The following is a 23,789-nucleotide window of genomic DNA, read 5'->3' as shown; positions in this document are numbered from 1 at the left end:
GCCCTCCGGTCACGGCCCGGGCGTCGCCCGCAGCGCCCCCGGCCTGAGAAGGGCGCCCGCCGCCGCGCGGCTCGCCTTGCGTCCGAGGGCCGCCCGTGACGCCTCGCGCAGCAGGACGGCGGCCCGGAAGCAGAGGGTGGCGAGCCTTCCGTGCCGACGCGCGTACAGCCGTACGCGATTGACCGTGAGCAGGCTCCACAGGCGGGGTGAGACCTGGGAGTCGCCTCCGAGGTGGACGGCCTCGGCGGTCGGCTCCAGCTGTGTGGCGTGGCCCAAGTCCCGCGCGCGCAGGCAGAATTCGGTCTCCTCCGAGTAGAGGAAGAAGGATTCGTCCCAGGGACCGCAGGCGGACAGGCAGTCGGCCGAGATCGCCATCAGGGCGCCGGTCGCCCAGTCGACGCGGGTGGGGCGGCGATAGGCGCCGGGGTCGGTGACCAGTTCACTCAGGGCCGGGAACCGCCCGGCCCGGCGGTTGCCGATCACCGCCTCGCCCAGCGCCCGCGGCACGCTCGACTCACGTCGCAGCGAATAGTGGGGGGTGTCCCGGCCCTCCTCGTAGAGCAGGGGTACGGCGATCCCGACGCCCTCCCCCAGGCTGTCGACGAGCCGCTTCGCGCAGCCCTGCCGCATCCGGATGTCGGGGTTGCAGATCAGGGCGGCGCCGATGTCCCCGGCGGCGTTCAGCGCCGCGTTGACCCCGGCGGCGTACCCGGCGTTGCGGCCGGTCTGGACGACGGTGGCCTCGGGGGCCAGGGTCTTGAGGATGTCGACGGTGTCGTCGGCAGAGTCGTTGTCGGCGACGACCAGCCGGTGGTCGAGGCCCTTCATGGCGTCGGGCAGCGCGGCCAGGAACCCGGGGAGCACCGAGGCGCTGTTCCAGGTGACGACGATGACGGCGACGGTCGTGCTCATCGGGACTCCACGGGTCGGGGAAGCTCGGCCGGTCGGGGACGCTCAACTGGTCGGGCCAGTGCGGTTTTCGGGGTCCTGCGGGGGCCGGGCACGGTGGCGGCGGCCGCCTCGCGCCGGACGAAGCCCAGATAGCCGGACCCCGCCCCCAGCATCAGGAAGAACATGCCGGCGAACATCGGGAAGCTCAGCGAGTCGAAGGTGGCGCTGATGACCAGGGCGACCAGCGCCGAGGCGAAGAACGCCTGGCCCAGTTCACGGTCGCTCTCGGTGCGCGCCAACCGGCGGATCGCGCCGCCCTGGTGGATGCCGGTGAAGAACAGGGTGAGCAGGGCGATCAGCCCCAGCAGACCCATCTCGGCGAGGCCCAGCATGTACTGGTTGTCGGTGAAGAAGTACAGGTCCGGGGTGAAGGTGCCGAACCCCCGCCCGAACAGCGGGTGTTCCTTCAGATAGGGCACGATCGCGCTGTACTTGACGGTGCGGGCCTGGGTGCTGCTGTCGGAGTTGGACAGGAACGACGCGAACAGGCCCGTGATGGTGCCGATCAGGCCCGGAACCAGCACCTTGAACACGGCAACGGAGCCCGTCAGCACACCGATCGCGGCCCAGCGCCGGGCCGGCTTCCAGCGCGGCACCATCACCAGGGCCACCAGCAGCAGGCCGATGATCGAGGTCCGCGACACCGACAGGGGCAGCGCGCCGGCCATCAGGATCACCGGGCCCCAGCGGCGCAGTGCGTGGCGGTGGCGGCGCACCGGGTCCAATGCCTGCTGGACGGCGAACGGCAGCAGGATGGCCAACATGCCCGCGAATTCGAGGGGTTGGGCCGTGGTGGCCCGGGGCCGGGTGAAGGCGCCGCGGTCCATGACGCTGACCTGGGCCACGCTGGTCTGCAGGCCGGGGATGTTGATGGAGTCGGCGATGTTGGTGGCGGCGAAGAAGTCGTAGAAGCCGATCGCGGCGACGACGGACGCCATGACGACCACGCGGCGCATCAGCACGTCCAGCCGCCCGCGCTGCTGCATGGCCGCCGCGGTCAGGACGACCAGGGACACCCACACCAGGAAGCCGATGAGTCCGCGGTCGGCCCCGAGGACCTCCTCGTGCGAACTCTCGCGCATCGCGTCGGAGATGTACGCCGAAAGGACGGCCAGCCCGAGCACGCACAGCGCGACCCGCACGAGTCTGGTGCCGGGCGCGGGCAGGATACGGCCGCCGAGCCAGGTCGCCAGGTACCACATCAGGCCGAGCAGGGCGAAGACATTGGCGGGGGTGCCCACTCCGCCGAGCGCGGGCAGGGCGAGGTTCGAGGGGATGAAGAAGGCCAGCACCAGGTAGACGGTGAGGATCGCGGTGGCGTCGACCCGCCGGCCGAGCATGCCCGCCCGGCCCCGCCCGGGAGTGCGGGCCTTCTTGGGTTTCGACGCCGTCTTGTAGCGGCGGCGGACCACCGAGACGCCCTCCATCAGGATGGACAGCAGGAACGCGCTGACCACACCGAGGATGACGACGGCCGCGACGCCCTGGTAGCGGCTCTTGGACTTGGCGACGGGGGTCTGCGGCAGCACGACGGGCGCGGTCTGCACGGCGTACGCGGGCGGGACCTTCGCGGCGGACTGCAGGGCGTCGAGCTGCTCACCGGCGAACGCGGTCAGGGTGCTGGTCTCCTTGAGCACCTTCTCCCGGTCCGTGCCGGTGACCGTGAGCACCAGCAGCGGGCTGTCGCTGGCCGGTGCGAAGCCGGCCGTGTACGCGTCGGTGACTCCGCGGCCCTGCAACTCCTTTGCGGCGTCCGCCGATTCGAGCGTTCTGATCAGCACGTCGGCCGTGACGATGAGCGAACCGCCCGCGTTCGAGATGGGATTGCCGAAGGTGGGCGCGAGCCGTGCGACGGCCGAGGAGTCCAGCAGCGCGACGGAGCTGTGCGACTCGTAGGAGACGGGCACGGTCACCCACAGATAGCCGCCACCGATCAGGCTGAGCACGGTGAAGGGCACCATGAAGTACCAGCGTCGGCGCAGAATTGCCCATATCTCACCAAGACTCACGATGCGTCCCTCCATTCGGTGGCATCCCACCGCGCGTCCTGCCAGTATCGGGAGTGACGGAAGGAACTCGTATGTCGCCTGGAAACGTCGCCGACGCGCTGCTCCGCCGCTGGTACGTCGTGGTGGCCGCGCTGCTGGTGACGATCGCCGGGGCGTACTTCGTGCTCCGGCCCGCGCCGCAGTACGTGGGCTCCGCAGTGGTCGTGCTCAAGCCGCCGGTGACGCGGAACCAGCCCAACCAGTACACCAATCTGCAGCCACCGCTCGCGGTGGTCTCCTACGGCGTCGTGCAGCAACTGCGGTCCCCCGCCGGGACCGAGGAGCTGCACGCGGCCGGTGTCCGGGGGACCTATCAGCTGATCCCCCGCAACAGCGGCACCAGCGCGACGCCGCAGTATCTGATCCCGTCCCTGCAGGTGCAGTCGCAGGCGTCCGGGCCCGACGCCGCGGTGACGGCGGTGCGCCGCATCATCGACGTCTACACCCGGCACGTCGAGCAGTTGCAGAGCGCCCAGCACGTCCCGTCCGGTGCGCGGATCACCGCCTCCGTGCTGACCACCCCGAGCGCCGCCGCGGTGCGGGGCAACAAGACCCGCGGCCTTGCGGGCGTGGCGCTGCTGGGGCTCGCGGCCGGTGTGGTCGGCGCGCTGTGGCTCGACCGGTACGCGCTGAACCGCCGGACGACCCCGCAGGGCCGCCGGCGAAGCTCCACTCCTGCCGTCCCGGTGGCCAACTGACCCGGCCACCGGGCTGAACTGACCATCCATCAGATACCGCGGCGCTTCCAGGACTCCCACCACAGCCACTCCCGCCCGCGCTCGGCCACGGCCGACCACACCAGCGGCTGCAGATACGGCATCGCCTTCGGGCCGACGCGCCGCCGCAGCCGTAGCGCGCGGTACTCCGGCAGGGCCTGGTATCCCGGCAGGCACTGCTCGGCGAACGTCACGCACTCGTCGACCGGTACGACGCCGGTACGGCCGCGGTCGTAGGCCCGGTAGGCCCGGCGCAGGGCGAAGCGGGCCAGGCGGGTGTGGACCTGCTCGGCCAGGCGGTCGGCCTCGGGCAGCAGGTCGCCGCACTTGGCCAGCACCGAGTCGAAGGCCACCAGCCGCTGGCGCAGGTCGTCGAGCTGGCCCCCGAAGTCGACGGTGGACATGTTCTTGCCGTGGACGCGGTAGAAGGCCTGGTCGGCGCCGCGGACGTAGCCGACGTCGGCGTGCGAGGCGAGCCGCATCCACATCTCGATGTCGCCGGCGTGCGGCAGGGCCGGATCGTAGCCGCCGACCTTGTGCTGCAGGCTGGTGCGGACGACGACCTCGGGCGAGGTGATGCAGCCGGTGCCCTCGCGGAAGCGCCGCTCCAGCCACCAGTGCCCGGGGTAGACGACCGAACCGGTGCTCCGTGTACGGGCCTTGGGCAGCGGGCCTCCGTGCTGGAAGCGCAGCGGGCGGCCGTAGGCGAAGCCCGCCTCGGGGTGTTCGTCCAGCAGCCGGGCGGCCCGGACCAGTGCGCCCGGCACCAGCCGGTCGTCGGCGGACAGCAGGGCCACGTAGTCGCCGTCGGCCCATTCCATCAGGCCCTCGTTGTACGTGGCGATATGGCCCTTGTTGCTCTCGTGGACGAGGACCTCGATCCGCGGGTCGGAGGCGGCCAGCTTCTGCGCGGCCGCCGCCGAGTCGTCGGGCGAGGCGTCGTCGATGATGAGGACGCGGACGTCGACGCCGTCCTGCTCGTCCAGGACGCTGCTGACGCAGTCGGCCAGGAAGTGGCCGTACTTGTAGCAGGGGATCACCACGCTGACGCTGCTCATCGGCTCTTCTTCTTGTGGAAGACGGTCTTGCTCGTCAGCGTCCAGCTGCGGGACTTCACCGTGTGCCGGTGCTTGTCCTTCGCCGTGACCGTGACCTTGAACCGGGTGCCGTCCGGCAGGGGGGCGGACAGACGGACGGACGCCTTGCGGGTCGCCCGGTCGTAGGAGACGACGGCCGTGACATGGAGCTTTCTGGCCGCCTTGGAGCCCTTGACGATGCTCACGCTCGCCTTGACCGAGGCCACCGCGGCCTTCTTGTCCACGGCCATGACCAGGGGGCTCGCCGCGTCGGCGGTGTGCGCCGCCGAGGACGCGGTCACCTCCGTTGCGGTCTCCGTGGCCAGGGACGCGCTCGGGTTCTCGGCGGTGAAGACCGGGCCCACCCAGTAGTTCGCGGATCCGTAGGAGCCGTTGGGGAAGGCCGGGTCGGCGCCGTAGCGGTAGAGCCCGTTGTGGTGCGCGGTGGTGTCGGCCGTGGCGGTGAGCGGATACGACTGGTGGGCGCCGGCGAAGTAGCCGCCGTTCACCGCGTAGTTGCCGTTCGGCGCGTGGTAGGAGACGACGTACGGGGTGCCGGCGGTGACGGGCACCGGAGTGGCGAACGTCAGGGTCTGCCAGCCTGACGCCGTCTCGTCGGTGAAGGTCCCGCTGCCCAGCAGCGTGCCGTCGTCGGTCCACAGGCTGCCGGTGTGGGTGCCCGTGTTGCCGGTGCCCTTGTAGAAGGTGACACCGGTGACCCAGCCGTCCGCCGAGGACGTGAACCGGGTGCCCAGCTCCACGGAGTTGGTGTCCCCGGTCGTGTCAGTGGTGGCCGGCGTCGCGGAGGCACTCCACAGGGTGCAGGGGCAGGTGACCGCGGGCGGGGTGGAACTGGTGGTGAAGGACCAGGTCACCGGTTCCGCCATGGCGTTGCCCCACACGTCGGAGGCCTGCACCGAGGCGGTGTACGTGGTGTGCAGCGACAGCTGCGTCGACGGGGTGAAAGTCGCCTTGTTCGACGAGGGGAAGGTGACCGCGCCGGGCACGGTGTCGCCGTCCGCGTCCTTCACGGTGAACGTCACGTCGTCGGTGTCGACGGCGGCGCTGAAGGTGGCCGACACCGGTGCCGTGATCGAGGTGTCGGTCGCCCCGGACGTCGGGGAGGTCGAGCCGACTGTGGGCGGAGTCGTGCTGGCGGTGGAGGTGTCCAGCACCACGTCGACCCAGTAGTTGCTGCCCTCGGACGGTGTGTTCGGGAAGGCGCTGGTCGAGCCGTAGTGGAAGACGCCGTTGCCGCCGTCGGTGCCGGACTTCAGTGCGGTGAGCGGGGCCAGGCCCGCGTCATTGTCGTCGAAGTAGCCGCCGTCGTAGGAGTATCCGCCGTTGGGGGCGAAGTAGGAGGCGACATAGGTGGTGTTGGCCTTGACGGTGACCGGGGTGGAAAAGTTCAGCTGCTGCCAGCCGGAGTCCGTCTCGTCGGTGAAGGTGCCGGTGGCCAGGCGGGTGCCGGAGGCGCTCCACAGGCTGCCGGTGTGGGTGCCGGTGTTGGCGGGCGACTTGTAGAAGCGCACGCCGGTGATCGAACCGGCCACGGTGGTACGGAACTTGACGCCCAGCTCCAGGGAGCTGCCGTCGCCCGCGTTGACGGTGCCGGGCACCGCCGAGGCCGGCCAGATGCTGCAGGGGCAGGCCTGGGGGCCGACGGTCACCGGGATGGTGGTGACGGCGCCGATGTTGACGCTGTCGTCGACCGCGCGGACCTTGATGGACGCCGCGCCCGGGGCGGTCGGGGTCCAGCTGAAGGTCCAGGAGGACAGTCCGCTCGCGGCCTTCCAGGTCTTGCCGCCGTCCGTGGACACCTCCACCCGGGCCACCACGCCGCCGGAGTCGGTGGCGGTGCCCTTGATGGTGAGCGGCTTCAGCGCGGGCACGGTGACCCCGGAGGCCGGGCTCGTCACGGTGACGGTCGGCCCTGTGGTGTCGGTGGAGGCCGTCGCGGCCACGAGGTTGCTCTGCCGGGTCAGCGGCTGGACACCCATGTCGGCGAGGATGTTCAGCGTCGCCTGCTGCATCCGGGAGTCCTCGGTGACCACCGTGTCGTCGGGGTTGTACGTGGGCACGTTGGTCAGGCCCCACGACCACTGCACGGTCGCCGTGCCGAACACCAGGGCTCCTGAGTCCTGGTCGCGGAACTCGACGAGGTTGTGCGTCGCGGTGCCGTTGCCGTAGACGTTGCCCCAGTCCATGCGGAGCTTGCCGTCGTTGATGTCGACCGTCGTGGACGACACGTCGATCGCCCCGGCGGGCCGGGTGCTGTTGTCGATGTCGCTGTCCCACTCGTAGCCGAGGGTGCCCGTCGGGAACGTGGCGGTCTGGCTCGAACTGAGGCCCGCGATCGAGGTGTTGCGCCAGATCCGGTTCTTGCCGTACGAGCCGGGGACGGTGATGGCGTCGGCGCGGTAGCCGTTCACCGTGAACATGGAGCCGGTGAGGATGTTGGGCGGCTGGTAGTCCTGGCCGTAGTCCTTGCTGGCCGGGTCCATCCAGGTGCCGGTCCAGCTGCCGCTGGGATCCGCGATGCCGTTGTTCTGCGCCATCTTGGTCATCTTGTAGCAGACCAGGGTGCGGTCGGCGGTGCTGGTGCCGTCGATGCTGGGGGCCAGGCGGGTCTTCCAGAAGACCTCGTTGCCGCTGAAGAAGCCCTGGCGGACGCCCGCTTTCCGGGCCGCGAGGACGTTGGAGTACTGGCTCTGCGTCCAGTACTCGTCGTGCCCCGACGACAGATACACCTTGTGCTTCTCCAGCAGGGCGGCGCCGTTCGCGGACGACACGTCCACGCCGGAGGTGTAGCTGACGTCGTAGCCGTTGCGTTCCAGCCAGGCCAGCATCATGTACTCGGAGCCGTAGATGCCGTTGTCGCCGCCGATGTCCAGCGGCCGGTTGTAGCTGACCTCGTAGGCGCGGCCGTCCGGCGCGGGCCCGGTGCCTCCGTAGAGGTCCTGGCCGCCGTAGTCGTTGTAGGCCTGCCAGGTCTGGTCGCTGGTCTGCACGACGACGTCGGAGGTGCTGGAGTCGTTGCGCACGACGAAGGGGTACGGCATCAGGCCGTCGCCGTCGGTCTGCGTCAGGTTCGCGATGTACAGGCCGGACACGGCATCGCTGGGCACGGTCCAGCTCGCGGTCACCGGCCAGTTGCCGCAGTCGACCAGGCCCGCGGCGGGCTTGGTGGTGCAACTGGCGGGATTCGTAGTGTAGTTGGCCGGGTACGTCTTGGCCGCCTCGGCGGCGGTCGACATCTGACGGGCGCCGTCGCCGCCGTACCAGCCCAGACGGTAGATCTGGACGTTGTACGGGGTCTTCGACTGGATCTTGAACTGGACGGTGTCACCGGCCTGGACGCTCTCCTTGGTGGAGAAGCCCTGGATGTCACCGTAGGCGTTGGGCGAGAACCAGTCCTCCTTGGGACTGCCCGGCTTGGAGTTCTCGCAGACGATGGGGTTCGAGCCCGACCCGCACGGATCGGACGCAGCCTGTGCGGACCCGGCCAGCGGGAGCACCGCCAATATCAGTGCTGCTGCGACGGCGAGGCGCCCGCCCCGGATCCGTCTGCTCCATCTCTTCATGTGTACCTCTCAGCGGTGCTGTGCCGGACCGGTCGGCGGGCCGGGCGTGGAGCGTCGTACATGTGGGACCGGTCAGCCGTCGAGTGCGTCGGTGAGCGTGTCGACGACCCGTTGCTGCTGGTCGGGGCTGATCTGCGGGTACAGCGGCAGGGACAGGATCCGGTCCGCCGCGGCTTCGGCGTGCGGGAAGTCGCCGCGGCTGTGGCCGAGTTGGCGGTACGCCGGGGTGAGGTGGACCGGGGCCGGGTAGTGCACTCCGGCGCCGATGCCCTCGGCGTTGAGCTTGCCGACGACGTCGTCGCGGTCGGCTCCGGCGACCTGGATCACGTACAGGTGCCAGACGTGGACGTTGCCCGGCTCCGTCACCGGAAGGACGACACGGCCGGCCTCGGCCAGGCCGGCGAGCAGCGCGTCGTAGCGGGCCGCGGCCGCCCGGCGGGCGGTGTTGCCGTCGGCGAGGCGGGCCAGCTTGGCCCGCAGGACGACGGCCTGCAGTCCGTCCAGACGGCTGTTGAACCCGGGTACGTCGTGGCGGTACTTGGCGGTGCCGCCGTGGTTGGCGATGGCCCGCACCAGGCCGGCGCGTTCCTCGTCGTCGGTGAGGACCGCGCCCGCGTCGCCGTAGGCGCCGAGGTTCTTGCCCGGGTAGAAGCTGGTGGCCGCGATGTGGCCGCTGCCCGGGGTGCGGCCGTCGCGGCTCGCGCCCTGGCTCTGGGCGGCGTCCTCGACGACCCTTACGCGGTCGGGCAGTTGGCCGGTCAGTGCCGCGACGTCGGCCATCTGGCCGTAGAGGTGGACGGGGACGACCGCGCGGGTGGCCGGGCCGACCGCGTCGAGCGCGGCCTGCAGATCGAGCAGTTGGCTGTCGGGCAGGCAGTCCGCGAGGACCGGGCGGGCGCCGATCCTGGCCACCGCGCCCGCGGTGGCAATGAAGGTGTTGGCGGGCAGCACGACCTCGTCGCCGGGGCCGATCCCGCTTGCACGCAGGGCGAGTTCGACGGCGTCGGTGCCGTTGGCGACGCCCACGCAGTGCGCGATGCCGCCGAAGTCCGCGTACTCGCGCTCGAATCGGCGGACTTCCTCGCCGCCGACGAAGGCGGTGTTGGCCAGGACCCGTTCGAATCCGGCCCGTACCTCGTCGGCGACCTCCTCGTGGGCCGCCTTGAGGTCCACAAGCGGAATCTGGTTCATGTGACTGGTCCCCCCAGTACGTGCGGCGACGCGAAGTCATCTGTCTGCGCCGCGAGTTGGTCGAGCGCGGGCGCGTCCGCCGCGCGCAGCCGCCGGGCCGGGCTCCCCACCCAGACCTCGCCCGGCGGTACGTCGCCGAGCACGGCACTGCCCATTCCGATCAGCGACCAGGCGCCGATCGTCGTGCCCTCCCTGACGAGGGCACCGGAGCCCACGTAGGCTCCCCGCGCCAGCCGTGCGCTGCCGCCCAGGCGGACGCCCGAGGTGAGCGTGGCGAAGTCCTCCACCACGTCGTCATGGGTGAGGACGACATGGGGCATCACGGCGACATGCGCGCCCACCCGTACGGCGGCGGTCAGCACGCAGTGCGCGAGCAGGACCGAGCCGGGGCCGATCCGGGAGGTGACCGACACCGCCGCGGTGGGATGGACCACGGTGGCGTAGCGCTCCACGGGCAGGGCGAGCCGGTGCACCAGTCGGGCGCGGGCCGCGTAGTCCCGAGGGTTGCCGACGCAGACCACCACGCGGGCATTGGGCAGTTCGCGGACCAGGTCGCAGCCGCCGAGGACGGGTACGCCGTCCACCTCGGTGCCGTGCAGGGCGGCGTCGTCGTCGAGGTGTCCGAGCAGCGTGAACTCGCCCGCGTCGGCCACGGCCTGCGCGGTCTCCCGGGCGAAGCCGCCCGCTCCCACGATGACAAGTTCGTTCATCCACCGGCCTGTTCACGCAGTACGGCCACGACGCGGTCCTGCTGGGCCTCGGTCAGGGTGTGGAACAGCGGCAGGATCAGCGAGTCGCGGGTGAGGCGCTCGGTGACCGGCAGCGGTGCGCGCGGGTGGTCCGCGTAGGCGGGTTCGAGGTGCGCGGCCATGATCCCGCGCCGGGCGGAGACGCCGGCTGCGGCGAGCGCGGCGAGCAGGTCGTCCCGGCCGACGGGGAAGTCCTCGGCGAGCAGCACCCAGTAGGACTGGAAGTTGCTCTGCCCGTGCGGGGGATCGCTCACCGGGGTCAGACCGGGCACGTCGTGCAGCAACTGCGCGTAGCGCGCGGCCAGTTCACGGCGGCGGGCGATCATCGTGTCCAGCTTGCCGAGCTGGACCAGGCCGATCGCGGCCTGGACGTCCGTCATCCGGTAGTTGAAGCCGACTTCCAGATAGCTCTCCAGGACGGGCCTGTCGCTGGCGTGGCGTTCGGCCGCCGAGGCGTTCATGCCGTGCTCGCGCAGCCTGCGCAGCCGTGCCGCCCACTCGGCGTCGTCGGTGGTGACCATGCCGCCCTCGCCCGTGGTGACGAGCTTGCGCGGGTGGAAGGACCAGGCGGCGAGCAGCGCGCCGTGGCCGACCGGCTTGCCGCCGACGGTCGAGCCGATGGCGCAGGCCGCGTCCTCGACCAGGGGCAGGTCCCAGTCGGCGCAGGCGGCTCGCAGGGCGTGCACGTCGGCCGGTACACCGCCCTGGTGGACGGCGAGGACGGCCTTGGTGCGCGGGGTGCGGACCACGTCCACCGTGGCCGGGGTCAGGTTGCCGGTGTCGGGGTCGACGTCGGCGAACACCGGCTCGGCACCGACGTACCGTACGGCGTTGGCGGTGGCGATGAACGACAGCGAGGGCACCACGACCTCGTCGCCCGCGCCCAGGCCGAGCGCGACGAGGGACAGATGCAGGGCGGTGGTGCAGGAGCTGACGGCGACGGCGTGCTCGGCGCCCACCCGTTCGGCGAAGGCCCTCTCGAAGGCGGCCACGCGCGGCCCCTGGGCGACCCACCCGGACAGCACCGCGGCGGAGGCGGCCGCGGCCTCCTCCTCACCGAGCCAGGGGATCATCACCGGGATGCGGTCGGTGCTCACTGGGCGGCCTCCTGGGCGGCGGAGCGCTCCGCGCGCCACCACTCGACCAGGTCGCGCAGCCCCGTGCGCAGGTCGATCCGCGCGGTGAAGCCGAGCCGTTCGGCCGCCTGCGAGGTGTCCGCGAGCCGGCGGGTCACGCCGTTGACCGCGCGGGCCGGCCCGTGCACCGGCTCCAGACCGGACGCCCCCATCGCCTCCAACAAACCTTCGGCGAGCTCCTTCAGCGAAGTCTCCGTACCGCTCGCGATGTTGAACACCTCGTCGGTCAGATCCGACTCGGCGGCCAGGACGTTGGCGCGGGCGATGTCGCGTACGTCGACGAAGTCCATGGTCTGGGTGCCGTCGCCGAGGATCAGCGGCGGCTCGCCCGCCTCGATGCGCTCCATCCAGCGGATGAGGACCTCGGTGTACAGGCCGTGGATGTCCATGCGGGGGCCGTAGACGTTGAAGTAGCGCAGCGCCACGTAGTCCAGGCCGTACATGCTGTGGAAGCTGCGCAGCATGCCCTCGTTGAAGGCCTTGGCCGCGCCGTAGAAGGTGTCGTTGTTGTAGGGGTGGTGGCGCTCGGTCGTCGGGAAGTCCTCGGCCATGCCGTACACCGACGCCGAGGACGAGGCGATCACCTTGGCGACGCCGGCCTCGGCCGCCGCCTCCAGGACGTTGAAGGTGCCGTCGACGAGTACCTCGTTGGCGAGCCGGGGCTCCTCCGCGCACTGGGTGATGCGGATCGCGGCGAGGTGGAACACCAGCTCCGCGCCCTCGGTGACCTTCCGTACGGTGTCGGCGTCGCGGACGTCGCCCTCGACGACCTGCACGACACCGCTCGGCAGGGCCTGGGCGAGGTTGGCCAGCCGGCCGCGCACGAGGTTGTCGAGTACGACGATCTCGCGGGCGCCGCCCTCGGCCAGGAGGTCGACGAGGTTGGAGCCGATGGTGCCCGCTCCCCCGGTGACCAGGATCTTCTTGCCTCGTACGCTGCTCAACTGCTGTGCCCTCCCAGTGAATTGCATTGGCTGCACCGAATCCGGACCGGACGCGCTCAGTGTCCGGCGCGCAGGCCGACGACCGCGCCCTTGAACTCCAGGCTGCGGGAGGCCGCTTCGAGGATGTCCAGCACCCTCAGGCCCGCCCGGCCGTCCGTCAGCGGCGCCCTGCGCCCGGTGATCGCGGCGCCGAACTCCTCGACCATGCTGCGCAGCGCTTCCTTCTCGCCGATCGCGGGCGCGACCATGTCCCCGGAGCGGTAGGAGATGAGCATGTCGCGGCGCTCGTCCGCGCCGATCTCCTGCGGCGAGGCCAGGTCCACGCCCCGGTCGAAGACCGCCACGCGCTGGGCGGGGTTGAGGTCGTCCCAGACGAGGGTGCGCTTGGAGCCGCCCACCATGGTGGTGCGCACCTTGGTCGGCGACAGCCAGTTGACGTGCACGTGGGCGATCGCCCCGGTGTTGAGCTGGAGCGTCAGATAGGCGACGCAGGCCTGGCCCGCACCGATCGGGTCGGCCCCGTGGGCGGCGACGGCGACCGGCTCGACACCGGCCGGGAGGATGAAGTCCAGGATCGACAGGTCGTGCGGGGCCAGGTCCCACATCACGTCGATGTCCTTCTGGACGAGCCCGAGGTTGATCCGGACCGAGTCGACGAAGTGGATCTCGCCGAGTTCGCCGGAGCGGACCAGCTCGCGGATGTGGCCGACGGCGGGTGTGTAGCAGTAGGTGTGGTCGCACATCAGGATGAGGCCGCGCTCCTCGGCCTCGGTCACCAGGCGCAGTCCGTCGGCGTAGGTGGCCGCGAGCGGCTTCTCCACGAGGACGTGTTTCCCGGCGCGCAGGGCGGCCAGGGCGATGTCGAGGTGGGTGCCCGCGGGCGTGGCCACGGCGACGGCCGTCACCTCGGGGTCGGCGAGTACGGCCGCGTAGTCCGAGGTCGCCTGCACGGTCGAGTAGGAGCCGAGGACCCGCTGGGCCCGCTCCACGTCGAGGTCGCACAGCCAGCGCAGCCGGAATCCCTCGCCGGCCTGGAAGTTGCGTACGAGGTTGGGGCCCCAGTAGCCGGCCCCGACGACCGCGACCCCCAACGGCTTGCTGGTCTGCGTCACTTGCTTCCTCTTCTCCCGGTCGGTCAGGTCCATCAGTAGGCCCCCGTTCCGCGCACCACCGCGGACCCGGTGCGCGCCAGGATCGACAGGTCAAGACCCGTCGACCAGTTGTCCACGTATCCGAGATCGAGCCGGACCGCCTCGTCCCAGGGCAGGTCGGAGCGGCCGCTGACCTGCCACAGTCCGGTCAGACCGGGCTTGACCAGCAGTCGGCGCTTGACGTCCGGCGCGTACTCCTCGACCTCCTCGGGCAGCGACGGGCGGGGGCCGACGAGCGACATATGGCCCTTGACGACATTGATGAGCTGCGGCAGTTCGTCCAGCGAGCTGCGGCGCAGGAAGGAGCCGACCCGGGTGATGCGCGGGTCCTGCTTCACCTTGAACAGCAGGCCGTCACTGTTCTCGTTGAGGTGCTGCAGCTGCGCCCTGAGGGCCTCGGAGTCCGGCCGCATGGTGCGGAACTTCAGCATGGTGAAGTGGTCGCCGTAGCGGCCCACCCGCTGCTGCCGGAACAGCGCCGGTCCTGAGCTGTCCAGCCGGACGATCAGGGCGATCAGCAGCATGGGCAGCGCGAGGAACAGCAGCAGCGCTCCGGCGAGGGAACGGTCCAGCACTTCCTTCGGCAGCCGTGAGAACCGGGAGAGGTCGGGTGCCTTGATCCGTACCAGCGGCACCCCGTTGGTGGGCCGTATCGCCAGCCGCGAGGCGGACACGTCGTTCAGGACAGGTGCCAGCAGGAAGTCGACGCCCTGCGCGGCCGCGGCCCACGACATCCGGCGCAGTACGGAGACGTCGGCACCCGGAACCGGCAGCACCACAAGGGTGTTGATGCCCAGGGCCCGCACGACGTCGTTGATGTCGCCGAGGCCACCGAGAAAGGGAAGCCCCAACTTACGTATGTCCGCGGCGTTTTCGGGATCGCTCAAGCACACGCCGACGACCTGGAGTTCCTCGGCGCCGCCGCGCCGCAGTACGGCGGCCAGTTCCACGATGCCCTGCGACGGACCGAACAGGAGCGTCGCGCTGCGGTCCCGGTCGCGCGCCCAGCGCCGGTGCAGTCTGCGGCGGAGCGTGCCGCGCAGCATCACCGCCAGCACGGCGACCGGCACAGCCGCCATGATCATGTCATGAAGGAGGCCCGAGTCGCGGGTTCCCAGCCCGTACGCGAGAGCCGACAGGGCCGGCAGGGCCACGGCACCGCGCAGCACCCGGCGGTACTCCTCGGTTCCCAGGCCGAGGGCGCCGCGGTCGTAGGCGCGGTGGGCGAACATCGCCACGATCCAGATCGGCGGCAGCACCAGGGCCACCGCCCAGCGGCCGTAGGCCGCGTGGACCAAGAAGGCCGCGGCAGCGGCTGCGAGGCCGTCCGCGACCATCAGAACAATCCGGTACTTCTGTTCCCAACGTCTTCGACGAGTCTGTGGACGTCTGCGCTCCACAACCACTCGCTCATGCGTGACCTCAATGGTCATGCGCCCCCCACCACATGCGCGACTACCCCTGACCGAAGTGCCCTCGCGAAGGCGGCACTGGAAAGCGACGGAAGCTGCAGCGGTTCCCCAACCGCCCTCACGCCCCCAGCGCGCCGGTTACTGGTTGATCAAATCCGTTCACAAAGCCGCACCGTGACATGCAATCAAGCCTTGTTCCCCACCCAAACCGGTCCGGCGGAGCTCAATCTAGACCACGTACCTCAGTCTCGGGAACAGTTGGACGAAACACATGTCGCAATAGAGACACCAGCGGCATACTGCCCGCGTGACCAGCATCGTGATCCCTGCCCACAATGAGGCGGCAGTCATCGGCAGACTCCTCGATTCACTGTTGGCCGATTCCGTCCCCGAGGACGACACGGACATCCTGGTCGTGTGCAACGGCTGCACGGACGAGACCGCACAGGTCGCCGCCGCGCGCGGTCCGCGGGTCCGGGTGGTGGAGATCCCCGTCCCGTCAAAGCACGCTGCTCTGCGGGCGGGTGACGACCACGCGCGCGGCTTTCCCCGCGTCTACGTGGACGCCGACGTGGTCATCACGGGTGCCGGGGTGAGGGCACTGGCCGAGCCCCTGGAGGACGGGACCTCGGGCATCCTGGCCACCGCCCCCGCGCGCAACATCCCGCTCGCCGCCTGCACTTGGCGGGTTCGGGCCTACTACCGGGTGTGGCAGCGGCTGCCCGCCGTGCGCGAGGGGCTGTTCGGCCGGGGGGTCGTCGCGGTCTCCAAGGCCGGGCACGCCCGGATCGCCGCGCTGCCACCGCTGATGGCCGATGACCTGGCGGCTTCGCTGGCGTTCACGCCCGAGGAGCGGCGCGTGGTGGACTCGGCCTCCGTGGTGATCCAACCACCGCGAACTTGGCCGGATCTGATCAGAAGACGCATCCGGGCAGCCGTGTCCACGGCCCAGGTCGAACAGAATCAGGGCGAACAGAATCAGGGCGAGCGGAGTCGGGGCGAGCGGAGTCAGGGCCCCAAGGAGGCGTCGGCGCGTACGAGTTCGGCGGATCTCAAGGCCATGCTCCGCAGGGAGCCGAGGCTTCTGCCGAGCCTCGTGGTCTTCCTCGCGGCGGCGGTCACCGCCCGGCGCAAAGCCAGGAAGGCCATCCGGACACAGGACTTCGGCACCTGGCTGCGGGACGAGAGCAGCCGGCAGAACTGACCGCACCACACCTGGAGTTCACAGCTTGTATCTCACCGACCGTTCCGCGCCCGCCCAAGCGGGCACCGATCAGGGCCGAAGACGCGGACCGGGCCGCAAGGTCGCCCCGGTCGTCCTCGTACTGGGCACGGTCAGCCTGATCACCGACATCTCCTCGGAGATGGTCACCGCCGTCCTGCCGCTCTACCTCGTCACCACGCTCGGCTTCAGCCCGCTGGGCTTCGGCACCCTCGACGGCGTCTACAACGGCGTCAGCGCGCTCGTCCAGCTGACCGGCGGCCACCTCGCCGACCGCATTCGCAATCACAAACTGCTGGCCGGGCTCGGCTACAGCCTGTCCGCGCTGTGCAAGCCGCTGCTCCTGCTCGCGAGCAGCGTCGGAGCGCTCGGCACCGTCCTCGCCCTGGACCGCACCGGCAAGGGTCTGCGCACCGCCCCGCGCGACGCGATGATCTCCCTGTCCACACCCGCCGGAAAACAGGGCCGGGCCTTCGGCGTGCACCGCGCGATGGACACCACCGGCGCGATGCTCGGCCCGCTCGCCGCGTTCCTCATCCTACGTACGGCAGTTGACGGCTACGACGCGGTCTTCGGCGTGAGCGCGTGCGTCGCCGTGCTCGGCGTACTGGTGCTGGTGCTGTTCGTGCCGGGGAGGGAGCGGGGGGCGTCGGCTCGGCGGGGAGGCGGGCAGTCGGGTGAGCGGGCCGCGCCGGGCGATGCGGCGGCAGCGACCGCCGCGCCCGACGAGGACTTGGCGCGCGACGGAGCAGCGGCGAGCGGCGAGGCGGCCGACCCCGGCACCAAACAACCCGTTCGCGTCCGCGAAGCACTGGCGCTCCTACGCATACCGCGGCTGCGGGCGCTCGCCGGGTGCGCCGCGCTGCTCGGCCTGACCACCGTCAGCGACGCCTTCGTCTACCTGCTGCTGCAACGGCGGGCGGGCATCGGCGAGGAGTGGTTCCCGCTGCTGCCGCTGGGCACCGCCGTCGTCTTCCTGCTGCTGGCCGTGCCCGTCGGCGCACTGGCCGACCGGATCGGGCGCCGTACCGTGTTCCTCGCCGGACATGCGGTGCTGCTCACCGCCTACGCCCTCCTGCTGTGGGCTCCGGACACACCGGCTCTGCCGTGTCTGGTACTTGCTCTGCACGGCGTGTTCTACGCGGCCACCGACGGCGTGCTCCCGGCCGCGCTCGCCGCCGTCGTACCCGGCCATCTGCGGGCCAGCGGTCTGGCCATCGTCGGTACCAGCCAGGCGCTGGCCCGGTTCTGCTGCTCGCTGGCCTTCGGCGCCGCCTGGACCGTATGGGGCGACGGCCCGGCGCTGGCGGGCTCCGCGATCGGACTGCTGTGCTGCGCGGCCGTAGCGGGTGTGGCGCTACGACCGGCCGACGGCACCCGATGACGACCACAACGACCGTTGAACACCGCAGGGACCCGATGACCACCTCAGCCGGCCGATGACCGCCTCAGCGACAAGACCAAGCGACAAGACCACAGGGATCCAGATGACATCCATGCGACGCCGCCTGCTCGTACTCGTCGCGGCGGTCCTCGTGCTCGCGGGCGTGGGAACCGGCGTCGTGCTGCACGCCGCCGCCCGCGCGGACCGTGCGAACCACCCCCAGGCCGGCGGACCCGCCGTCGGCGCGGGCAAGTTGACGCTCAATCAGGACAAGCGTCTGGCCTTCGTCAACGGGGCCGCGGGCCCGCACCGCACCGCGGTCGCCGCGGTCCCCTCCGACGACCCGAAGGCCAAGCGCGTCGCCTCGGACCTGAAGTGCGTGCGCTTCTACGCGGCGGGCGGCACGGGCGTCTGCCTCCAGTCGACCACGGGCGTCCTCAAGCAGAGCAACCGCGCGCTCCTGCTGGATGCGAACCTGCGCACCCGGCACACGTTCGCCCTCGCGGGCACCCCCAGCCGGGCCCGGGTCTCCCCCAGTGGCCGACTGGTCGCCTGGACCGTGTTCGTCTCCGGCGAGTCCTACTCCTCGGCCTTCTTCTCCACCAGGACCTCGATCCTGGACACCCGCACCATGAAGCTGATCCCCAGCCTGGAGACCTTCTCCATCGTCAAGGACGGCAAGCCCTACAAGGCCGCGGACGTGAACTTCTGGGGCGTCACCTTCGCCCACGACGACGACACCTTCTACGCCACCCTCAACACCGCCAACAAGACGTACCTGGTGCGCGGTTCGCTCTCGCAGCGCAAGGTCACGACGCTGGTCGAGAACGTGGAGTGCCCGTCGCTGTCCCCGGACGAGACCCGCGTCGCCTTCAAAAAACGGATCCTGTCCCGCACGGACCTGTGGCACGAGTACGTCCTCGATCTGAAGACCCTCAAGGAGACGGCCCTGGCCGAACGCCACAGCGTCGACGACCAGGCCACCTGGCTCGACAGCCACACCGTGGCATACGCCCTGCCGACCCAGGGCAAGGTCGGCACCAGCGACCTGTGGAGCGTGCCGGCGGACGGCACGGGCACGCCCCGGCTGCTGATCCCGGGGGCCTCTTCGCCGGCGCCGCTGTAGGGCACGTACTGCCGCTGGGGCCGCAGGAACCGCCAACAGCGCACAGTGTCACGGAAGTTCGAGCGTGAGCAACGGTTCGGCGAACACCGGGGCCGGGGCGTCGGGGTCTGCGGCGACCGCCTCCTCCAATCGGCGGAAGCCGGTCTCCAGTTCGTCGGGATCGAGTTGGGCGAAGAAGGAGAGGGTGCGCAGGCGCAGCCGTTCGAGCATCTCGGCGCGGGTGCCCGAGGACGGTTCGGTGACCGTGCCGAAGCCGGCGACGCGCCAGCCGGCCGAGGTGAACGTGGCGATGACCTCGTGCAGCGGCTGGAACAGCGAGGCGTCCGCCTCGCAGCCGCGGGGGAAGTACTCCAGCCACCAGGGCCGGGGATGGTGGTCGCTGAAGTTGGTGCGCAGAAGCAGACGTCCTCCGCTCCTGATCGCCCTGGCCAGCTCCCGCGCCGCCCGGGGCCGGTCCTGGACGTGGTGCCAGGACCAGCCCATGAGCGCGTAGTCGGCACTGTCGGACGGCACGGGCAACTCCTCGGCGGCGCCGGGGAGGTAGCACACTTCGGGGTGGCGGGACTGCGCGTGCGCGACCTCGCGCATACGGTCCGACGGCTCGACGCCGGTGACCGGGCCGCCGAACGCCCGCGCCAGTGCGGGGGTGAACCGGCCCGTGCCCGAACCGACGTCCAGCCCTACCAGCGGGCGCCGTTCGGGCAGTGCCGCCTCGAAGGCGCTGATCCATACCCGCAGTTGTTGCCGACTGAGCGCGCGGCCCCGCGCGTAGTCCTGGTGCTGCTCCGCGTCGTAGTCGATCGATCTCATCGCCGCTCCCGCGTCGGACGGCCGACCCCAAGTGCCGACCCGATATATCGAGTTGATACATCGGGACGCTATCCGCCGCGGCACCACCGGACAAGGGGAGCCTGGAGCGTGCGTTCAGTGGTCATGCGACCGGGAAGTCGAAATAGGTGTCGGGATAGGGTTCGGCCTTCAGCGTGTAGTGCCACCACTCGCTGGCGTACGGGCTGAATCCGCAGGCGTCCATGAGGGAACACAGGTGTCGGCGGTTCGCCGCCTCGACCTGGGTGATTCCTTTTGCCCCGTGATGCGAGACGGTATCCATCAGGTCATGGCCACCGCCCATGGGGGCGAGTTCACCGGTGTCCAGGTGATACAGCGTCAGGTCTACGGTGCTGCCGCGGCTGTGGCCCGACTTCGTGGCCACGTACCCCCGGTCGAACATCTCGGCCCTGCCGATGTTCGGATAGTGCCGTGCCTTCGTCCGGCCGTCCTCCGGCTGCTGCGCCCAGCGCAGAAAGCAGTTCACGGCGCGTTGCGGGCGGTAACCGTCCCAGAGCACCAGCCCGAAGCCGAGGGATTCGGCCTTCTCCTGCGCTTTCGCCAGGGCTTCGCACAGGGCCCGCGTGCCGACGATCCGATTCGCCAGATAGCCGTCGACCGGCTTGCCGGTGAAGTTGTCCCAGGTGGCGTACTTGGCATCCCACCGCATTCCGGGCACCAACTCGTCCACGAAGACGAAGTCTTCTTTCATCGCAGTTTCCCGGTCAATGCCAACGACACCAGACGGTCGAGCACTTCGGCGAGCGGCAGGTCGGCCGCCGCCATCATCCTCGGATAGCGGCTGTACGAGGTCATGCCGGGCAGGGTGTTGACCTCGTTGAGGACCACTTGCCCGTCCTCGGTGAGGAACAGGTCCACCCGCGCGAGCCCCTTGCACCCCAAGGCGCGGTACACGGCCTTCGCCGTCTCCTGCACGCGTGCCCGCGACGCCTCGGGGATGTCGGCCGGCACGATCGCCGTCGAGTTCTCCGAGCCGCTTTCGGGCTCGTCCTCCTGGTGGATTCTGAAGAAGCCGTGCGAGAGCGCGATGCGATCCACCTCGCCCGCGACCAGATCCAGGTCGTTGCCCAGGATGGCGCATCCGATCTCGCTGCCGACGACGGCCTCTTCGATCAGCACCTTCGCGTCGTAGTGCCGAGCGGTTTCCACCGCACTGTGCAGCTCTTCCTTTCGGGAGACCTTGCTGACGCCGAAGGACGATCCCGAACGGGCCGGCTTCACGAAGACGGGGTAGGTGAGGCTTTCGGTATCGATGTTCTCGCCCGCCGCGACGGTCCAGAACTTCGGAGTGGCGATTCCCGCGCTCCCGGCGACCACGTAGGCAAGGGACTTGTCCATGCACAGCGCGGAACTCGGCACGTCGCAGCCGACATAGGGGATGCCGGAGAGTTCCAGCAGGCCCTGCATCGCGCCGTCCTCACCGAGTCTGCCGTGCAGCACCGGCAGCACGACGTCCAGGCGGATCGTTCGGTATCGCCCCTGCTCCAGTACGAGGAGTCCGTGGACGCCGCGGTCCGGTGACAGTACGACCGGACGGCTGCCGCCGTTCTCCCAGTCCGGGTCAGGGCCGTCGCAGAGCTTCCAGTCGCCGTTCTTCGTGATGCCGATGTAGAACGGTTCGTACTTCGCGGTATCGAGGTTTCGCGCCACTTCCCGCGCGGACTTGACGGAGACGGGGTGCTCCTCGGAGCAGCCCCCGAATACGATGCCGACGTTCAGCCTGGACATGCTTGACTCCCGCTCTCGAATTTCAGGCAGTTGAAGATGGAGTTCTCGACCGTGTCGCGCAGGGCGTGGTCGGTGTAGTAGGCGGTGTGCGGGCTGATGAGTACATTCGGCAACTCCTGCAGCCGCAACAGCAGTTTGCTTTCGATGGATCTGCTTCTGCAGTCGGCGTAGAAGATGCCTTCCTCTCCTTCGAGCACGTCCAGCGCCGCGCCGCTCAATCGGCCGTTCTCCAGTGCCCGGACAAGGGCCTCGGTGTCGATCAGTGGGCCGCGTCCGGTGTTGATGAGGAATGCCCCCTCTTTCATCCGATCTATTCGCCGGCGGTCGATGAGGTGGTGCGTGTCCGCGTTGAGCGGTGCGTGGAGCGTGACGATGTCGCTCAGCCGCAGCAGTTCGTCGAGAGATACGTGGTCGGCGGAAGCTTCGGGGCGATTGTCGTGGGCCAGTGTTCGGCAGCCGAAACCCCGCAGTCTGTCCATCACCGCCGTGCCGATGCGCCCGGTGCCGATCACCCCGACGGTCAGATCGCGCAGCTCTTTCCCGCGCACATCGTGCAGCCTGTAGTCGTGCAGGTCGGCCCGGCGGACGGTCTCCTTCGCGTTCCGCACCGCCATCAGCATGAGCATCAGCGTGTAGTCGGCCACGCTGTCGGGCGAATAGGAGACATTCCCGACGGAGATGCCGATGCTTTCCGCGTATGCCACGTCGATGTGGTTGCAGCCGATGCTCCGCGTGGAGAGGTACTTCACGCCGACCCGGCCGAGCGCACGAAGCGCCGAATGAGCGACCCGGGTTTTGTGACCCACGCTGACGCACCGGTTTCCCAGGGCCAGTTCGGCATTGTATGCGGTCAGGGCAGCTTCTGTGATGGTCGGTACGACGCCGAAGCCGGGTGCGATCTTCCGGAACAGAGCCGCCTCGTCCCGCTCGCATCCGTAAATGGTGATTCCCGTGGCCGGTGATCGATTGCGATGGGCCGCGATACGGGCTGGTTCACTGAAGGGCATGCCCCCAGTCAATGCGACACCATGTTGCCGAGGCGTATGCGCTTTTCGATATTCCACCGATACACTACCGCTCGGTAATGTATGGTCGGCCTATCGAATTCCGCATACGTGCGCGCAACATCACGCCCTTTTGACTGAGGGCATGACCTACAGCGAACCAGACTTTCTCAGCCTCGGTGAGATCGCCGCCGCGGTCGGCGGGGCGGTCGTGGGCGACGGCAGTGTGAAGGTGACCGCGCCTGCGGTGCTCGACGGTCGGCGGGCCGAGCCGGGCGGCCTCTTCGTCGCCTTCGCCGGCGAGCATGCCGACGGCCACGACTTCGCCCAACAGGCAGGCCGGGCAGGTGCGTCGGCCGTGCTCGGTTCGCGTCCCACGCCGCTGCCCACCGTCGTCGTCGAGGACGCCCAGGCCGCGCTGCAGGCACTCGCCGCCCATGTCGTGGCCCGGCTGCGCGACCGGCTGTCCGTGATCGGGCTGACCGGCTCCCAGGGCAAGACCGGCACCAAGGACCAGGTGGCGGCCGTACTGTCGAGCGCCGCGCCGACGGTCGCCACGACCGGCTCGCTCAACAACGAACTCGGCGTACCGCTCACGATGTTGCGCGCCGAAGCGGCCACCCGGTTCCTGGTCCTGGAGATGGGGGCCCGTCATGTCGGGGACATCGCCCTGCTCACCGGCCTGGTCGCGCCGGACATCGCCGTCGTCCTCAACGTGGGTCAGGCCCACCTCGGCACCTTCGGATCGCGTGCGGCCATCGCCAGGGCCAAGGGCGAGCTGGTGCGCGGGCTGGCGCCCGGCGGCACCGCCGTCCTCAACGCCGACGATCCGCGGGTGGTCGCGATGCGCTCGCTCACGGACGGCCCGGTGCTGACCTTCGGCCGGGCGGAACATGCCGACGTACGGGTCGCCGGCCTGACGCTGGACCGGCTGGGCCGCCCGTCCTTCACGCTGCTGACCGCGGACACCTCGGTCCCCGTCACACTGCCGCACGTGGGTGCCCACCAGGCGCTCAACGCCTCGGCCGCGGCAGCGGTGGGACTGGCGGCCGGCGTACCCCTCGACGCGACGGCCGCGGCGCTGGCCACCGCCTCGCTGTCGAGTTGGCGCATGGAGCTGCGCGAACTCCCGTGCGGGGCAATGCTGGTCGACGACTCCTACAACGCCAACCCCGACTCGACCCGGGCCGCCCTGGACGCCTTGGCGGCGATCGAGGGCAGGCGCCGCATCGCCGTCCTCGGCCCGATGCTCGAACTGGGCGACGCGAGTGAAGCCGAGCACCGCGCGGTCGGGGAGTACGCCGCCTCCCGGGCCGACGTGGTGGCCACGGTCGGCGAGGCCGCCCGGCCGATCGCCGACGGCGCGGGCGAGCGGGCGGTGACACTGGCCGACAACAACGCGGCCGTGGACTGGCTGGGCGACCGCATCGCTACCGGAGACGTGGTGCTGGTCAAGGCCTCCCGCGGGGCGCACCTCGATGAAGTCGCGGCCGCACTCGGGTAGTTCACCCAGAGGGC

19 protein-coding genes are annotated in these 23,789 nt (G+C 70.2%); 5 read left to right on the top strand and 14 right to left on the bottom strand.

Annotation, left to right across the window (positions count from 1 at the left end):
* Window positions 1-9: 9 nt before the first annotated feature.
* Window positions 10-912, bottom strand: coding sequence for a glycosyltransferase family 2 protein (locus JYK17_RS03600; protein WP_108012335.1), 903 nt, complete (start codon window positions 910-912; stop codon window positions 10-12).
* On the bottom strand, window positions 909-2,960 hold the full coding sequence (locus tag JYK17_RS03595) for an O-antigen ligase family protein (RefSeq protein ID WP_222809740.1): 2,052 nt from the start codon (window positions 2,958-2,960) through the stop codon (window positions 909-911). Before JYK17_RS03595 ends, JYK17_RS03600 begins: the two co-directional genes overlap by 4 nt.
* 71 nt (window positions 2,961-3,031) lie before the next feature.
* On the opposite strand from JYK17_RS03595, the gene JYK17_RS03590 reads away from it, so the two are divergent.
* Entirely contained in the window at window positions 3,032-3,697 is a 666-nt protein-coding gene (locus JYK17_RS03590) for a hypothetical protein (RefSeq protein WP_108012334.1), read from the top strand.
* Window positions 3,698-3,726: 29 nt separating this feature from the next.
* Here JYK17_RS03590 and JYK17_RS03585 read toward each other — a convergent pair whose 3' ends face one another.
* The 8 genes from JYK17_RS03585 to JYK17_RS03550 all read right to left on the bottom strand — a co-directional run bounded on the left by JYK17_RS03585 (window position 3,727) and on the right by JYK17_RS03550 (window position 14,883).
* The gene (locus JYK17_RS03585; protein WP_108012333.1) at window positions 3,727-4,773 is read right to left on the bottom strand and encodes a glycosyltransferase; all 1,047 of its coding nucleotides are present in this window, start codon (window positions 4,771-4,773) and stop codon (window positions 3,727-3,729) included.
* On the bottom strand, window positions 4,770-8,375 hold the full coding sequence (locus JYK17_RS03580) for a DUF4082 domain-containing protein (protein ID WP_222809739.1): 3,606 nt from the start codon (window positions 8,373-8,375) through the stop codon (window positions 4,770-4,772). Before JYK17_RS03580 ends, JYK17_RS03585 begins: the two co-directional genes overlap by 4 nt.
* Before the next feature lie 72 nt (window positions 8,376-8,447).
* Complete coding sequence (locus JYK17_RS03575; RefSeq protein WP_108012331.1) at window positions 8,448-9,566, bottom strand: DegT/DnrJ/EryC1/StrS family aminotransferase; 1,119 nt, start codon at window positions 9,564-9,566, stop codon at window positions 8,448-8,450.
* Window positions 9,563-10,276 (bottom strand): acetyltransferase, encoded by a 714-nt coding sequence (locus JYK17_RS03570; protein ID WP_108012330.1) that lies wholly within the window; start codon window positions 10,274-10,276, stop codon window positions 9,563-9,565. The genes JYK17_RS03575 and JYK17_RS03570 overlap by 4 nt, the downstream gene beginning before the upstream one ends.
* On the bottom strand, window positions 10,273-11,412 hold the full coding sequence (locus JYK17_RS03565; protein ID WP_108012329.1) for a DegT/DnrJ/EryC1/StrS family aminotransferase: 1,140 nt from the start codon (window positions 11,410-11,412) through the stop codon (window positions 10,273-10,275). The genes JYK17_RS03570 and JYK17_RS03565 overlap by 4 nt, the downstream gene beginning before the upstream one ends.
* Window positions 11,409-12,395: an SDR family NAD(P)-dependent oxidoreductase gene (locus JYK17_RS03560; protein ID WP_234548282.1), complete on the bottom strand. Its 987-nt coding sequence runs from the start codon at window positions 12,393-12,395 to the stop codon at window positions 11,409-11,411. Before JYK17_RS03560 ends, JYK17_RS03565 begins: the two co-directional genes overlap by 4 nt.
* A 56-nt stretch (window positions 12,396-12,451) precedes the next feature.
* Complete coding sequence (locus JYK17_RS03555) at window positions 12,452-13,507, bottom strand: Gfo/Idh/MocA family protein (protein ID WP_234548281.1); 1,056 nt, start codon at window positions 13,505-13,507, stop codon at window positions 12,452-12,454.
* Window positions 13,508-13,539: 32 nt separating this feature from the next.
* Window positions 13,540-14,883, bottom strand: a complete 1,344-nt coding sequence (locus JYK17_RS03550) for a sugar transferase (RefSeq protein WP_108012326.1) — start codon at window positions 14,881-14,883, stop codon at window positions 13,540-13,542.
* Between the two features lie 382 nt (window positions 14,884-15,265).
* On the opposite strand from JYK17_RS03550, the gene JYK17_RS03545 reads away from it, so the two are divergent.
* The 3 genes from JYK17_RS03545 to JYK17_RS03535 all read left to right on the top strand — a co-directional run bounded on the left by JYK17_RS03545 (window position 15,266) and on the right by JYK17_RS03535 (window position 18,690).
* On the top strand, window positions 15,266-16,162 hold the full coding sequence (locus JYK17_RS03545; protein WP_108012325.1) for a glycosyltransferase family 2 protein: 897 nt from the start codon (window positions 15,266-15,268) through the stop codon (window positions 16,160-16,162).
* Window positions 16,163-16,187: 25 nt separating this feature from the next.
* Complete coding sequence (locus tag JYK17_RS03540) at window positions 16,188-17,564, top strand: MFS transporter (protein ID WP_108012324.1); 1,377 nt, start codon at window positions 16,188-16,190, stop codon at window positions 17,562-17,564.
* Between the two features lie 103 nt (window positions 17,565-17,667).
* On the top strand, window positions 17,668-18,690 hold the full coding sequence (locus tag JYK17_RS03535; RefSeq protein ID WP_108012323.1) for a TolB-like translocation protein: 1,023 nt from the start codon (window positions 17,668-17,670) through the stop codon (window positions 18,688-18,690).
* Between the two features lie 48 nt (window positions 18,691-18,738).
* On the opposite strand, the gene JYK17_RS03530 is transcribed toward JYK17_RS03535, so the two are convergent.
* The 4 genes from JYK17_RS03530 to vanH all read right to left on the bottom strand — a co-directional run bounded on the left by JYK17_RS03530 (window position 18,739) and on the right by vanH (window position 22,274).
* Entirely contained in the window at window positions 18,739-19,500 is a 762-nt protein-coding gene (locus JYK17_RS03530) for a class I SAM-dependent methyltransferase (protein WP_108012322.1), read from the bottom strand.
* 121 nt (window positions 19,501-19,621) lie between these two features.
* A complete protein-coding gene (vanX, locus tag JYK17_RS03525) occupies window positions 19,622-20,230 on the bottom strand; it encodes a D-Ala-D-Ala dipeptidase VanX (protein ID WP_108012321.1) in 609 nt (202 codons plus the stop codon).
* The gene (gene vanA-Sc / locus JYK17_RS03520; RefSeq protein ID WP_222809737.1) at window positions 20,227-21,267 is read right to left on the bottom strand and encodes a D-alanine--(R)-lactate ligase VanA-Sc; all 1,041 of its coding nucleotides are present in this window, start codon (window positions 21,265-21,267) and stop codon (window positions 20,227-20,229) included. The genes vanX and vanA-Sc overlap by 4 nt, the downstream gene beginning before the upstream one ends.
* Entirely contained in the window at window positions 21,255-22,274 is a 1,020-nt protein-coding gene (gene vanH, locus JYK17_RS03515; RefSeq protein WP_108012319.1) for a D-lactate dehydrogenase VanH, read from the bottom strand. Before vanH ends, vanA-Sc begins: the two co-directional genes overlap by 13 nt.
* 142 nt (window positions 22,275-22,416) lie before the next feature.
* Between vanH and JYK17_RS03510 the strand changes: the two genes are divergently transcribed.
* Window positions 22,417-23,775: a UDP-N-acetylmuramoyl-tripeptide--D-alanyl-D-alanine ligase gene (locus JYK17_RS03510; RefSeq protein ID WP_108012318.1), complete on the top strand. Its 1,359-nt coding sequence runs from the start codon at window positions 22,417-22,419 to the stop codon at window positions 23,773-23,775.
* The last annotated feature ends 14 nt before the right edge of the window (window positions 23,776-23,789 follow it).

Source organism: Streptomyces plumbidurans (assembly GCF_019857225.1).
Taxonomy (GTDB): Bacteria; Actinomycetota; Actinomycetes; order Streptomycetales; family Streptomycetaceae; genus Streptomyces; species Streptomyces plumbidurans.
Note: the sequence above shows the minus strand (reverse complement) of the source record. Positions and strands in the feature narration are given on the sequence as shown.